The organism is Thalassococcus profundi, from assembly GCF_003344785.1.
Classification (GTDB): Bacteria; Pseudomonadota; Alphaproteobacteria; order Rhodobacterales; family Rhodobacteraceae; genus Puniceibacterium; species Puniceibacterium profundi.
In genome coordinates this window covers 58,075-71,392 of sequence record NZ_QPMK01000003.1, presented here as the reverse complement: position 1 = coordinate 71,392, position 13,318 = coordinate 58,075, and the positions used below count along the sequence as shown (strand labels likewise).

General features: G+C 67.8%; 17 protein-coding genes. 11 read left to right on the top strand and 6 right to left on the bottom strand.

Annotation, left to right across the window (positions count from 1 at the left end):
• Positions 1-127: 127 nt before the first annotated feature.
• A complete protein-coding gene (locus DU478_RS04665) occupies positions 128-385 on the bottom strand; it encodes a BolA family protein (protein WP_114510220.1) in 258 nt (85 codons plus the stop codon).
• A 75-nt stretch (positions 386-460) separates the two neighbouring features.
• On the opposite strand from DU478_RS04665, the gene DU478_RS04660 reads away from it, so the two are divergent.
• The 7 genes from DU478_RS04660 (at position 461) to DU478_RS04630 (ending at position 5,905) form a co-directional block, all read left to right on the top strand.
• Complete coding sequence (locus DU478_RS04660; RefSeq protein WP_114509789.1) at positions 461-1,090, top strand: DnaJ domain-containing protein; 630 nt, start codon at positions 461-463, stop codon at positions 1,088-1,090.
• A gap of 410 nt (positions 1,091-1,500) precedes the next feature.
• On the top strand, positions 1,501-1,782 hold the full coding sequence (locus tag DU478_RS04655) for a hypothetical protein (RefSeq protein WP_114509788.1): 282 nt from the start codon (positions 1,501-1,503) through the stop codon (positions 1,780-1,782).
• Positions 1,783-2,086: 304 nt separating this feature from the next.
• Positions 2,087-2,785, top strand: coding sequence for an ABC transporter permease (locus DU478_RS04650; RefSeq protein ID WP_114509787.1), 699 nt, complete (start codon positions 2,087-2,089; stop codon positions 2,783-2,785).
• Entirely contained in the window at positions 2,778-3,533 is a 756-nt protein-coding gene (locus DU478_RS04645; RefSeq protein WP_114509786.1) for an ATP-binding cassette domain-containing protein, read from the top strand. Before DU478_RS04650 ends, DU478_RS04645 begins: the two co-directional genes overlap by 8 nt.
• 24 nt (positions 3,534-3,557) lie before the next feature.
• Positions 3,558-4,376: a substrate-binding domain-containing protein gene (locus DU478_RS04640; RefSeq protein ID WP_114509785.1), complete on the top strand. Its 819-nt coding sequence runs from the start codon at positions 3,558-3,560 to the stop codon at positions 4,374-4,376.
• A gap of 119 nt (positions 4,377-4,495) precedes the next feature.
• The gene (locus tag DU478_RS04635; protein ID WP_114510219.1) at positions 4,496-5,395 is read left to right on the top strand and encodes a helix-turn-helix transcriptional regulator; all 900 of its coding nucleotides are present in this window, start codon (positions 4,496-4,498) and stop codon (positions 5,393-5,395) included.
• A gap of 96 nt (positions 5,396-5,491) precedes the next feature.
• Positions 5,492-5,905: a c-type cytochrome gene (locus DU478_RS04630; RefSeq protein ID WP_114509784.1), complete on the top strand. Its 414-nt coding sequence runs from the start codon at positions 5,492-5,494 to the stop codon at positions 5,903-5,905.
• Positions 5,906-5,987: 82 nt separating this feature from the next.
• Here DU478_RS04630 and msrB read toward each other — a convergent pair whose 3' ends face one another.
• From msrB to DU478_RS04610, 4 genes are all read right to left on the bottom strand, one after another.
• Positions 5,988-6,464, bottom strand: a complete 477-nt coding sequence (gene msrB, locus DU478_RS04625) for a peptide-methionine (R)-S-oxide reductase MsrB (protein WP_114509783.1) — start codon at positions 6,462-6,464, stop codon at positions 5,988-5,990.
• A gap of 89 nt (positions 6,465-6,553) precedes the next feature.
• On the bottom strand, positions 6,554-7,123 hold the full coding sequence (locus DU478_RS04620; protein WP_114509782.1) for a fasciclin domain-containing protein: 570 nt from the start codon (positions 7,121-7,123) through the stop codon (positions 6,554-6,556).
• A gap of 87 nt (positions 7,124-7,210) precedes the next feature.
• The gene (locus DU478_RS04615; protein ID WP_114509781.1) at positions 7,211-7,909 is read right to left on the bottom strand and encodes an anti-sigma factor; all 699 of its coding nucleotides are present in this window, start codon (positions 7,907-7,909) and stop codon (positions 7,211-7,213) included.
• Complete coding sequence (locus tag DU478_RS04610) at positions 7,906-8,442, bottom strand: sigma factor (RefSeq protein ID WP_233501112.1); 537 nt, start codon at positions 8,440-8,442, stop codon at positions 7,906-7,908. The genes DU478_RS04615 and DU478_RS04610 overlap by 4 nt, the downstream gene beginning before the upstream one ends.
• Before the next feature lie 97 nt (positions 8,443-8,539).
• Here DU478_RS04610 and cobS point away from each other — a divergent pair, with 97 nt between their 5' ends.
• The 3 genes from cobS (at position 8,540) to DU478_RS04595 (ending at position 10,341) form a co-directional block, all read left to right on the top strand.
• The gene (gene cobS / locus DU478_RS04605) at positions 8,540-9,526 is read left to right on the top strand and encodes a cobaltochelatase subunit CobS (protein WP_114509780.1); all 987 of its coding nucleotides are present in this window, start codon (positions 8,540-8,542) and stop codon (positions 9,524-9,526) included.
• A gap of 4 nt (positions 9,527-9,530) precedes the next feature.
• Positions 9,531-9,830, top strand: coding sequence for a hypothetical protein (locus DU478_RS04600; protein WP_114509779.1), 300 nt, complete (start codon positions 9,531-9,533; stop codon positions 9,828-9,830).
• A gap of 124 nt (positions 9,831-9,954) precedes the next feature.
• On the top strand, positions 9,955-10,341 hold the full coding sequence (locus DU478_RS04595; RefSeq protein ID WP_114509778.1) for a hypothetical protein: 387 nt from the start codon (positions 9,955-9,957) through the stop codon (positions 10,339-10,341).
• A 1-nt stretch (position 10,342) separates the two neighbouring features.
• Here the strand turns inward: DU478_RS04595 and DU478_RS04590 are convergent, their stop codons facing one another.
• Positions 10,343-11,164 (bottom strand): alpha/beta fold hydrolase, encoded by an 822-nt coding sequence (locus DU478_RS04590; RefSeq protein ID WP_114509777.1) that lies wholly within the window; start codon positions 11,162-11,164, stop codon positions 10,343-10,345.
• Positions 11,165-11,273: 109 nt separating this feature from the next.
• Here DU478_RS04590 and cobT point away from each other — a divergent pair, with 109 nt between their 5' ends.
• Positions 11,274-13,151 (top strand): cobaltochelatase subunit CobT, encoded by a 1,878-nt coding sequence (gene cobT / locus DU478_RS04585; RefSeq protein ID WP_114509776.1) that lies wholly within the window; start codon positions 11,274-11,276, stop codon positions 13,149-13,151.
• The last annotated feature ends 167 nt before the right edge of the window (positions 13,152-13,318 follow it).

Below are 13,318 nucleotides of genomic sequence, written 5' to 3'. Positions count from 1 at the left end.
GCGGGATGCCGCCGCCATCGGGTCCTTGCCGCCATGACGATGCCTTGCGGCCGCGGAATGCGCCGGGCACCTGGACCGTCACGCGGCGTGAAACGCCTGCCCGGAACGGAATCCGGTCAGCGCCGGATCACGTCCCGAGGTCCAGCGACAGCGCGTGAATCCGGCCCATCAGGTCCTTGCCCAGCGCGTCATGCACGGCGCGGTGACGGGCGATGCGGCTCTGCCCCTCGAAAACGGCAGAGCGGATCACCACGTGAAAATGGCTTTCGCCGCCTTCCTGGTATCCGGCGTGGCCGCGATGCTTTTCCGAGTCGTCCCGCACCTCCAGCGCGCTGGGTGCCAAAGCCTCGCGCAGCCGTGTCTCGATTTCCTGAGTCCGCGTCATTTTTTCCGCCATGCCCCCTACACGTTGCTGGTGAATAGTCTAAACTCTGACGTCCGAGTCGGAAAGGTGTCCCCCATGAGCAAGTCTGATCCCTTCGGTTTCGACATGTCGGTGTCGTCGGCCAAGAAGAAGAACCCCCGCGGCCGGCGCGGCATGTCCGGCGCGTCGGAAACCTCGACCCGCATCTGCGACCACGAAGGGTGCGAAGAGCCGGGCAAGTTCCGCGCCCCCAAGGCCCCGGACGTGCTCGACGACTATTACTGGTTCTGTAAGGATCACGTGCGCGAATACAACCTCAAGTGGGACTTTTTCCACGGCAAGACCGAGGCCGAGATGAACGCGCAGGCCTCCAAGGACAAGGTCTGGGACCGCCAGACCAAGGACTGGCGCGACCCCGAGGCCCGGGCCTGGGCACGGCTGGGGATCGAGGATCCGCATCAGGTTCTGGGCGATAACGCGACCCGCAATCCGGGCCGGAACGCCACCGGCAGCACCACCCGCCGCCTGCCCCCGACCGAACGCCGCGCCATCGAGATCCTCGAGGCCAAGGACAGCTGGTCCAAGGCGGATGTGCGCAAGGCGTACAAGGCGCTGATCAAGGTGCTGCACCCCGACATCAACGGCGGCGACCGCAGCCAGGAAGAACAGCTGCAAGAGGTCGTCTGGGCCTGGGACCAGATCAAGGACAGCCGGAACTTCAAGTAAAGGTGCGGCCCGCCCGGCCCTTTAAGTTGGCGATCGGTTCTGGTCGACGTTTATCCAGGCGGCAGTACGGCTCGCTGCAACTTTCCTTTGGGCGGCGGGCTGACCCCAGAGTGTCCCGTCCGGCGTGGATCACCGTCAAATCCCTCTATGCCGCGAGAGCGGGTTCGGCGGCGCGACGCATGTCCCGCGGTTGAGAATTTCCGGCCACGGTCTAGTATCCGAAGCAACGACAGACGCGCGCGGCCAAGGCTTTGCGCCGTTGCGGCACCGCCGTTGGGCCGGGCTGGCCCGCCTGCTTCCTTCGGTCTCAGGGGCGTCTGCCTCGCCGTTGCCACCGCCCGGAGCGGACGCGGCGGGCCGGCACCGACCGCAGCCGCGCGCCCGACAGGACGCTGCAAAGGAAAGACGCCATGCAAGCTCAAGTGATCGCCCTTCTGATCATGATGCCGATCACGGCCGTATTCGTTTACGCCGGCATCCATGAATACAAACGCTTCAAATCCGATGGCCGGGCGAATTACGGACTGGTCTACGACGAGGAAACCGGCACCACCCATGTGACCGGCATCGACGAGGACCAGGCGGCCTACGATCCCGACGACTACGATCCCAACGATTACAAGTCGCCAGAGGCCCGGACGGAGCCGGACGCCGAGGGCGAGACCGAGCAAGAAAAGACCTCCCAGTCATAGGCCCGCGGCCGGATCGCAATCGGTCGGAGGCACGCCAGAAGGACAGCCGCCTGCTGCCCTCGGCCCCTTTACCTGGTTGCGCAAAGACCGCTCTCACCGCGCCTCGGAGCGCGTTTGAACAGCGTCGAGCGCGTTAGTCCGGGAAATTTTGCAGTTCACTTCCTGCCGAATGCACCTGCGCCACCCCCGGAAATTTGGGCGATCTGCACCATTATTCTACCTGCCGAGACTTGATCTTTCCGCCCGACGCTGCGTATGGTCCCCGCTCAGGGAATTATTGCAAGCTTCGGAGATTTTGCAGCAGATGATGGATGCACTCGGCCTGGCCGTCCAGCTCGTGCTTTCCGGCGACCCCGATCTGCTGGAGATCGTGCTGCTGTCCCTGCGGGTCAGCCTGACCGCGACCGTGGTGGCCTGCCTGATCGGCCTGCCCCTTGGCGCGCTGGTGGCCGTGGGACGGTTCACCGGCCGCAACGCGGTGCTGATCGTGATGAACGCGCTGATGGGGCTGCCGCCTGTCGTGGTGGGGCTGCTGGTCTACCTGCACCTGTCACGCTCCGGCCCGCTGGGATTTCTCGGCCTGCTCTACACGCCGACGGCGATGATCATCGCGCAGACGATCCTCATCGCGCCCATCGTCGCGGCGCTATCGCGGCAGGTGATCGAGGACCTGCACGCGGAATATGCCGAGCAGTTCCGCTCGCTCTGCCTGACCAAGCTGCAAACCGTGCAGGCGCTTTTGTGGGACGCACGTTATTCGCTGCTGACGGTGGGTCTTGCAGGCTTCGGCCGCGCGGTGGCCGAGGTCGGCGCGGTCATCATCGTCGGCGGCAACATCGACCACCTGACCCGCGTCATGACCACGGCCATCGCGCTTGAGACGTCGAAAGGCGACCTCGGGCTGGCGCTGGCACTTGGCATCATCCTTCTTGTCATCGCGCTTGGCGTGAACGCGGCCGTGCAGTCGGTGCGCATGACGGCGGTGCGGCAGGCCTATGTCTGACGTCTGCGCCAGCCATGTTCCGGCAGCCGCGCGGACCGCGCAGGCGGCGCCGATCCTGCCCCTGTCGGTCCGCGACCTGGCGTTGCGCTTTGACGGCGCGACGGTGCTCGACGGCCTCAGCTTCGACCTGTCGGCGACCGGCTGCACCATGGTCATGGGGCCCAACGGCGCGGGCAAGAGCCTGCTGCTGAAACTGCTGCACGGGCTGATCCGGCCGACCGCCGGCACTATCGCCTGGGGGTCGCACGACCCGTCCGCGGTGACGGCCCGGCACGCGCTGGTGTTCCAAAAACCCGTGCTGCTGCGCCGCTCGGTGGCGGCCAACATCGACTTCGTGCTCAAGGCGCGCGGCAAGGATGCGCGCCGCCGCGACCGATTGCTCGACCACGTCGGGCTGGGCCACAAGGCCCGGCAGCCCGCGCGGCTGCTGTCGGGCGGCGAAGCGCAGCGGCTGGCGCTGGCGCGGGCGCTCGCGACCGATCCCGAGGTGCTGTTCCTCGACGAGCCGACGGCCAGCCTCGACCCCGCCTCGGTGCTTGCCATCGAAGCCATCGTCGCAGAGGCCCGCAACCGCGGCGTGCGCATCGTCTTCGTCACCCACGACACCGGCCAGGCGCGGCGCATGGCCGACGACGTGCTCTTCCTCCAGGGCGGGCGCGTCGCCGAACACAGCCGCGCCGCCGACTTCTTTCCCGCGCCCCGCAGCCAGGCGGCCCGGGACTACCTCGACGGCAGGATCGTCGTCTGACCATCCAGGAAAGGACTTCCGCTTATGCAATTCAAGACAATCGGCGCCGCCACGCTCGCCACGCTCCTGGCCGGAGCCGCATGGGCACAGGACCAGTCGATCATCGTCCAGTCCACCACGTCGACCGCCAATTCCGGGCTCTACGACCACCTGCTGCCGATCTTCCAGGAGGAAACCGGCATCCAGGTCAACGTCGTCGCCGTGGGCACCGGCCAGGCCATCAAGAACGCCGAGAACTGCGACGGCGACGTGCTGCTGGTCCATGCCAAGCCGTCCGAGGAAGCCTTTGTCGAGGCGGGCTACGGCACCAGCCGCACCGACCTGATGTACAACGACTTCGTCATCGTCGGCCCCGAGGCCGATCCGGCAGGCGTCAGCGGCATGACCGACGTGCAGGGCGCGCTGGCCAGGATCGCCGACCAGGGCGCGCTCTTTGCCTCGCGCGGCGATGACTCCGGAACCCACAAGAAAGAGGTGTCGCTCTGGACCGATGCGGGCGTCGACCCCGCCGCGGGGTCTGGCGACTGGTACCGCGAGACCGGCTCGGGCATGGGCGCCACGCTCAACGCCGGGATCGGCATGGGCGCCTACGTGATGACCGACCGGGCCACCTGGATCAGCTTCGACAACAAGCAGGATTACACCATCGCGGTCGAAGGCGACGAGGACATGTTCAACCAGTACGGCGTGATCCCGGTCAGCCCCGAGCATTGCCCCAGCGTGAACGCGGAGGCCGCGCAGACCTTTGCCGACTGGCTGGTCTCGGGCGCGGGCCAGGAGGCCATCGCGGCCTACACCGTCGCCGACCAGCAGCTCTTCTTCCCCAACGCGCCGGCCCAGTGACCGACGGTCCCGGGGCGCCCCGTGCCGGGCGCCCCGGGACAGCTTGCAGATGAGGCATGTTCCCGGCGCCGCAAATTGGGTATCCCTTGATCGCGACACTGCCCGAGGCCGTCCCGACCATGACCGACACCGCGTTTCCGGACCATGAATACCTGACCGTCAAGGAACTGGCGGCGCTGCTGCGCCTGAAAGAGCGCAAGGTCTACGACCTCGCGGCCTCGGGCGCGGCGCCGTGTTCGCGCGCCACCGGCAAGCTGCTGTTCCCGGCGGACGAGATACGCGCCTGGATCGAACGCGCGAAATCCGGCGGCGAAGGCGCTGCCGCTCCCGACCAGGGTGACCGCCCGCCGATCATCCTCGGCAGCCACGATCCCCTGCTCGACTGGGCGATCCGGCAGTCGCGCTGCGGACTGGCGACCTTCCACGACGGTTCGCTGGACGGGCTGGAACGGTTCCTGAAGGGCGAAGGCATCGCCGCCGGCCTGCACATCCACGACGCGGCGTCGGACACCTGGAACGTGCCGACGGTCGCCAGGGCCGCGCCCGGCCAGAACGTCGTGCTGGTGAGCTTCGCGCGCCGCCGGCGGGGCCTTGTTCTGCGTCCGGGCCTGCCCGCGCCCAAGGGTCTTCCCGACCTTGCGGGCCATCGCGTCGTGCCGCGGCAGCCCGGGTCCGGCACCGACACGCTGTTCCGGTACCTGGCAGAGCGCGACGGCCTGGACCTCGCGGCCCTCGACAGGACAGAGGTGGCCCGCACCGAGGACGAGGCGGTCGAGACCGTGCGCCGTGGCGAGGCCGACGCCGCCTTCGGACTGGAGGCGATGGCGAAAAGCTACGGGCTCGATTTCGTGCCCATTCTCGACGAAGACTTCGCGCTGCTGGTGGATCGCAAGGCCTGGTTCGACCCGCCGATGCAGACCCTGATGCGATTCTGCGCATCCCAAGCGTTCAAATCGCGGGCCGAGGCGTATGGCGGATACGACATCGCCACCCTGGGCCGGATCGCCTGGAACGCCTGAAGACCGGCGCGGGCATCCGCCGGACTTGATCTCGATCATGTCGGCACGCGCCGGGCGGACGCACGATGACCGGACCCTGACCCCGGAGGCCCGCGCATGTATCGCCTGATCGTCCCTGCCCTGCTCACCCTCACCGCCTGTGCGCCGGAAAGCCCGGCGTCGGGACGAATGCTCTTTGCCGATAAGTGCGTTGTTTGCCACGGCACCACCGGCCGGGGCGACGGGCCGCTTGCCGCGCAGCTCGACCCGGCGCCGGCGGACCTCACGAAGATCGCCGAACGGCGCGGCGGGGTCTGGCCGCAGCTCGAAGTCATGGGGATCGTCGACGGCTATTCGAAACGCTATCTGCCGGGATCGGACATGCCGATCTACGACGAATTCGTCTCGGGGCCGCTGGTCAGCTTCGACACCGGCAACGGCCTTCGCAGCCGGACGCCCGCGCCCCTGTTCGGCATCGCCCGCTACCTCGAGACGCTGCAGGACCCGGCCCCGACGCGGCGGGTGCCCTGACGAAAAAGGCCGGACCCGCAGGCCCGGCAGAAATCGTTACACACGAGGGAAGTCTCCGGCGGTCCGGAGGAGCCCCCCGGCGTCACGCGGACGCGGGGGAGAAGGTCAGCGACACGCCGTTGATGCAATGGCGCTTGCCGGTGGGTTGCGGGCCATCGTCGAAGATGTGACCCAGGTGCGAGCCGCAACGGCGGCAATGGCACTCGGTGCGGGTCATGAAGAACGACCGGTCCGCCTTGGTCTCGATGGCATCGGGCTGCGCCTGCCAGAAGGACGGCCAGCCGGTGCCGCTGTCGTATTTATGCTCGGAGCTGTAGAGCGCGAGATCGCAGCCCTTGCAGTTGAACATGCCGTCGCGCTTTTCGTCGTTGAGCGGCGAGGTGAAGGCGCGTTCGGTGCCTTCATCGCGCATCACCTTGTATTCCAGATCGCTCAGCATCGCCTTCCATTCGGACGTGGAGCGGGTGACCTCGAACTCCTGCTGCGCGGTGGCGCTGCGGGTCAGGCCCAGCGCGGCTGCGGCGCCGCCGGCGGCGGAAAGAAACAAGCGTCTGTTCATGATATCCTCCGTTTTCCGAGCCTTATGTGGGGACCCCACCCTTGCGGGGGCAAGGGCGGGGCCAGCACTTTCACGTGACCATGGGGGATTCACATGGCCGGCAAAAGCACCCGGTCGATGACGTGGATCACGCCGTTCGATTGCTTGACGTCGGCAATGGTCACGTCGGCGCTGCGGCCCTGTTCGTCGGTCAGGGTGATGGTGCCGCCCGACATCTTGGCCTGCAGCGTGCAGCCGCCGACGGTCTCGACGGGATGGGTGCCACCGTCATCGGCGATCATCCCAGCGATGGCGTCGGACATGGCATTGGCGGCGACCACGTGGCAGGTGAGGATCTGCGCCAGCTGCGCCTTGTGCTCGTCCATCATCAGCTGGCTGAGCGAGTCATCCGAAATCATGTCGAAAGCGGCATTGGTGGGCGCGAAGACAGTAAAGGGTCCGGGGCCCGACAGCGTCTCGACCAGGTCGGCCTGCTGGACCGCGGCGACCAAGGTCGTGTGATCGGCGGAATTCACCGCGTTCTCAACGATGGTCCGGTCGGCGAACATCTCGGCGCCGCCGACCATCGGGTTGTCGTTCATGCCGCCCGACTGGGCGAAGGCTGCGGTGGACAGGCTGGCAGCGGCAATCGCTGCGATCAGGGGGGTGCGGGTCGTCATGGCTTCCTCCGTTTGGACAATCCACCCTTGCTGGGCGATTTCACAGACAGCCACGGAAGCGCGCCGCAGGAGTTTCGGCACGCGCCTTCACGGCTGCGTGAAGAGACCACGCGCGACGATCGGCCCCAAGGGCGCCGCTGGAGAAACGGTGCCCTCTGCCTCGGCCGAGACGGCGAGTCCGGCACCCGGCATTTCCGACGCCAGGTCCAGTGGCAGATCGCGCCTGAACGGACCGCTGTCGGGCATCTGTCCCAGCAGGCGCGGTGTCCCGCCCTCGGGCACGGCCCAGAGAAACAGGATCCGTCCCGGCGGTGGCGCACCGCCGGTCACCTCCGCGACAAGCTCTGCGGTCGCAGGATGGAAGGCCGCCGACAGGGACACGCCGCCGCTGTCCGACTCGAGCCGCGCGGTCAGCGGGGCGGCGTCGCGGACCGGCTCTGACATCGGCACCAGCCCGACGCCCGTCGCGACCCAGGCCAAGGCCGCCGCCGCCGCCGCGCCCAGCACGTAGGGCCAGAGCTGGCGCCAGAAGCTGGGCGGCGCCGCGCCGAAGGCGGCAATTTCGATCCGGCGCAGGACCGCGGGGGCGGGCGCGACTTCGAGAATGTCGGCGGCCAGTTCCGAAAGATGCGCCGCCCAGGCGGCGACCTCGGCCTGCAGGGCGGGGTCGCTGGCCAGCTGCGCCTCGAAGGCGTGCAGTTCCACGCCTTCGAGCAGGCCGAGCACGTATTCTCCCGCCAGTTCGCTGTCGCCTCCGGGCAAGGTGTCGGAATGGTCGACGCTCATCGGTCGAGCTCCGCGCGCAGGGACTTGAGGCCGCGCCGCATCAGCTGTCGCGCAGTGTCGCGCGACACGCCGGCATCGCGGGCGAGCGTCTCGTAGCTCTCGCCGCGCGCATAGGCCCGACGCAGCATCGCCGTCAGGTCCGGCGGCAGGACCATCCGGCAGGCCTGCCGCAGCGGGCCCGCATCAGGGGTCCGGTCGCCCGGACCGGTGTCCGGCACGAGGTCGTCCAGGTTTACCGGAGCGGCATCGGCCGGCCGCCGCGCCTCGCGCCGCTTGCAGTCGATCGCGGCATCGCGCGCCAGCGTCACCAGCCAGACCATCGGCTCCTGCCCGGTCACGCGGTAGCGGTCGGCCTGTTCCCAGATGCGCAGGTAGACCTGTTGCAACGCCTCTTCGGCCCGCGGCCGGTCACCCAGCACACCAAGGCAGATCCCGAAAAGGCGCGCCGACGTCAGGGCGTAGAACGACCGGAACGCGGTCCGTTCGCCCCCGGCGATGCGTGCCAGCAAGGCTTCGATCTCGGATACCGCCACGCCCTGCCCCCCGAACTTCGCGCTTTCCCTTGCCCCTTGCCGCGATATGTTGCACCACGTGCGCGATATCAGACGCGCGAACAAGAACGAGGCAACCATGGCTGACGGCACGATCGACATCAATGCAAAACCCACCGAGGAGATCTCCGTCCGCGAGGTGTTCGGCATTGATACGGACATGATCGTTCACGGCTTTGCCGAGCGCACCGAACGGGTGCCGGATCTCGACAGCACCTACAAGTTCGACCCCGACACGACGCTGGCGATCCTTGCCGGGTTCCGCAACAACCGCCGGGTGATGATCCAGGGCTATCACGGCACCGGCAAGTCGACCCATATCGAACAGGTCGCGGCCCGTCTCAACTGGCCCGCCGTGCGGGTGAACCTCGACAGCCACATCAGCCGGATCGACCTCATCGGCAAGGACGCGATCAAGCTGGTGGACGGCAAGCAGACCACGCAGTTCCAGGAAGGCATCCTGCCCTGGGCGCTGCGCAATCCCTGCGCCATCGTCTTCGACGAATACGACGCGGGCCGCGCCGACGTGATGTTCGTGATCCAGCGGGTTCTGGAAACCGACGGCAAGCTGACGCTGCTGGACCAGAACCAGGTGCTGACGCCGCACAAGTACTTCCGCATCTTCGCCACCGCCAACACCGTGGGACTGGGCGACACCACCGGCCTTTACCACGGCACCCAGCAGATCAACCAGGGCCAGATGGACCGCTGGTCTCTGGTGGCGACGCTCAACTACCTCAGCATCGACGCCGAGACCTCGATCGTGCTGTCGAAGGCACCCCATTACAACACCGAGAAGGGCCGCAAGACGGTGCGCCAGATGGTGACCGTGGCGGACCTCACGCGCACCGCCTTCATGAACGGCGACCTGTCGACGGTGATGTCGCCCCGGACGGTCATCGCCTGGGCGCAGAACGCCGAGATCTTCCGCGACCTTGGCTATTCGTTCCGCGTGTCGTTCCTCAACAAGTGCGACGAGCTGGAGCGGCAGACCGTGGCCGAGTTCTACCAGCGCTGCTTCGACGAGGAACTGCCGGAAAGCGCCGCGTCGATCAGCGTCGTCTGAGCCCATGCTGGGCGCTGCGCTGCTGCTGGTGTCGCTCGGCTCTGCCGAGCGGCTGGCAACTTGCGCGGCGCTCTGGCACGGCTATGCCGACTACGCCGAGGTGTCGGCCTATCTCGATAGAGAGGCCGAGGCGCGCGGCATGGCCCGGGCCTTTGCCCGCCGTGCCGACCTGCCGGGCGCCGTCGCGGACCAGCGTGAGGGCATGTTCCTGATGGTCCGGGCGATGATCGAAGACGGCGACGAGACCAGCCGCGACCTGTTCGAGCGTCAGATGCAGGACTGCGAGGCGCTGCGCGCGGACTGAACGCCGGGCGACATCGGCCGCGTGCCGGAATCGCCTGTGATTCTCCGACAACTCTCCGGAAAAGTTTTCATTTAGCCTCATTTTTGCGCAACTTTCATGCTCCACTGTGCGCAGGATGAGCGGATTGAAAACATATCTCTGCGCCGTTCTGGTCTGGATGCTCTGGACCGGCAGCGCCATCGCCCTGCCGCAGGACGCCCAGACGCGCGCGAAGACCTTTGCCACCTGCGCCGGCCGCATGTCGGCATTGATGGAACATCAATGGATGTTCGACGGCGCCGCGTCGGACCGCACGGAACGGGTGCGCGCGGGGTTCGTGGCGCTGGTCGATGCGACGCTTGGCGGTCCTGTCACCGGACGCCAGGCGCTGGCCTGGCGGATCGACGCGAAGATGGCCCAGGCCCGGCTGTTGCAGCTGGCGCAGTTCGGCACCGACGACCGCCTCAGGCGCCAGGCAAAGCGCAGTGCCTGGCTTTACCTGTCCGAATGCGAAAGCCTGCTGCTGGGATAGGTCAGGTTCTGACGCGCAGCACACGGGCAAGCACCTCGGCCAGGGCCTGCGGATTGTCATGGGTCATCAGGTGGCCCGCGCCGTCGATCACCTCGGTCGCGATGCCATGGGTGTGCAGTTCTGCCGGGTCGGGCACGTCCGGCGCGCCGAGGCTCTCGGTCAGGCTCTGAGCACCGTAGATAAAGGTGCGCGGCAGATGGGCCGAGAGGAACGCGGGTTTGAGCGCCGGGTCGAGGTCGACCAGCTCGGTCGCATTGGCGTGCAGGCTCGCCGGATCGGCGCCGATCCGGGCGGCGTGCACATGATCGGCGTTGGCATTGCCCGCCATCGCGGCCTGGCGCAGCCGGTCCTGCAACCGCGCAAAGCCGGTCGCCACGAAGTCCGCGCGGTCCTTGCGGGCGATCCCCTGCGACGCCGATCCGCCGCCGGGGCTGAGGTTGCCTTCGGCCACCAGCACATGCGCCACGAGGTCGGGCCGGTCGAGCGCCAGGTAAATCGCCACCGTGCCGCCCATGGAATGGCCGAAGATCACCGCCGGACCAAGCTCCAGATGGTCGAGCACCGCCGCCACCAGCCGCGCATGGTCGCGCGGCACCCCGGAGAACCCCGAGATCGGCGGGCTGGAGCCCGAGCCGGGCAAATCCAGCAGGACGCGGCGGTAAGGTGCCAGCGCGGGCTGCGCGACCAGCGGCAGGAAGTTCGGCGCCGCGGCAAAGCTCAGCGCCGGCAGGCAGACCAGCGCGGGCAAGGCATCCGACCCCGTGCCCGGCAGATCGTGCCAGCGCAGAAGCGCACCCGCCTCCGGCAGATGGATCGACGGCATGACCGGCTCCTCCGTGTGGCGTGACGGCAACCTAGGCGGCGGCGCCCGCGCGGGCAACCGGATGCAGTCTGCCCTTGTCAAACCGGCGCCGATATCCAATTAGTCAGGCATGGCACAGCAGTCCGACAACCCCGCCGATCCATTCAAGAAGGCCCTGGCCGAGGCCACCAAGGTCATGGCCCACGATCCGGACATCACCGTCAGCTACACGGTCGACCCGTCGGGCGTGTCGGGCGACGCGATGCGTCTGCCGCAGATCAGCCGCCGCATGACCCGTGACGAGGTGCTGCTGGCGCGCGGCACCGCCGATGCGCTGGCCATGCACCGGCGCTACCACGACGCCGGCTGCCATGCCCGCTACGCCCCGCCGGGCGACATGGCGCGCGAGATCTACGAGGCGATGGAAACCGCCCGCTGCGAGGCGATGGGCGCGCGCGACATGCCCGGCACCGCCGGCAACATCGACGCCAAGATCGGCCACGAGGCGGCGCGGCGCGGTTATGCCGACGTCAAGGACGCCTCGGACGTGCCGCTGTCGGTCGCGGCGGGCTACCTCGTCCGGCATCTGGCCACGGGCCGCGACATGCCGGCGGGCGCGGACAACGTCATGGACCTCTGGCGCGGCTTCATCGAGGACCAGGCCGGCGGCACGCTCGAAGGGTTGCAGGGCAAGCTCGCCGACCAGACCGAATTCGCCAAGTTCACCCGGCAGGTCATCACCGACCTGGGTTACGGCGACCAGTTGGGCGACGATCCGGACGACTTCGACGACGAGTCGGACGAACAGGGAGAGGACAGCCAGGACGACGAGCAGGATCCCGACAGCACCGGCCAGGAGGACGAGGGCGAGGAAGACAGCGAATCGAGCCCGGAGCAGAGCCAGGACGAGACCCAGGACAGCAGCCAGGCCCAGGTCTCCATGGACGAGATGGCCGATCAGGAGCTGGGCGACGAGACCGAGATGCCCGAGGGCGAGGCACCGATGGAGCCGCCCGCCCCTGCCCCGGTGTCCGACGCCGATCCCAATTACACCGTCTACGATTCCACCCATGACGAGGAGATCAAGGCCGAGGACCTCGCCGAACCCGCCGAACTGGAACGCCTGCGCGCCTATCTCGACCAGCAGCTCGAGCCGCTGAAAGGCGCCGTGAGCCGGCTGGCCAACAAGCTGCAACGGCGCCTGCAGGCGCAGCAGAACCGGTCCTGGGAGTTCGACCGCGAGGAAGGCATTCTGGATGCCGGGCGGCTGGCGCGGGTGGTGGTGAGCCCCACGACGCCGCTGAGCTTCAAGGTCGAGAAGGACACCGAGTTCCGCGACACCGTGGTGACGCTTCTTCTGGACAATTCCGGATCGATGCGCGGGCGGCCCATCTCCATCGCCGCGATCTGCGCCGACGTGCTGGCGCGCACACTGGAGCGTTGCAACGTCAAGGTCGAGATCCTCGGTTTCACCACCAAGGCGTGGAAAGGCGGCATGGCGCGCGAGAAATGGCTGGGCGAAGGCCGCGAACAGCAGCCCGGACGGCTGAACGACCTGCGCCACATCATCTACAAGGGCGCCGACGCGCCCTGGCGGCGGACGCGCGCCAACCTGGGCCTGATGATGAAGGAAGGCCTGCTGAAAGAGAACATCGACGGCGAGGCGCTGGAATGGGCGCACCGGCGCATGGCCGGCCGCCCCGAGGCGCGCAAGATCCTCATGGTGATTTCCGACGGCGCGCCGGTGGACGATTCGACCCTGAGCGTGAACGCGGCGAATTTCCTCGAAAAGCACCTGCGCGACGTGATCGCCATGGTCGAGCGCAAGCGCCAGGTGGAGCTGCTGGCTATCGGCATCGGCCATGACGTCACACGCTACTACGAGCGAGCGGTGACCATCACCGACGTGGAACAGCTTGCGGGGGCGATGACCGAGCAGCTGGCCTCGCTCTTTGATTCCGATCCGCGCAAGCGCGCGCGGGTGCTGGGGATGCGCAAAGCCTCCTGACGGCAGGGAGGGCGGACGGGCCTTCGGCCCGTTCGGGGGCGCTGCCCCCGGCGCTGCGGCGCCTCCCCCGGAGTATTTCCCGCCCTTGGAAACAGGCAGGTTTCACGGTTTCGTCTCGGCGGCTCTGGCCCCGCGCTGCGATTTGGGTATTCTGCGGCGCAGAGCGA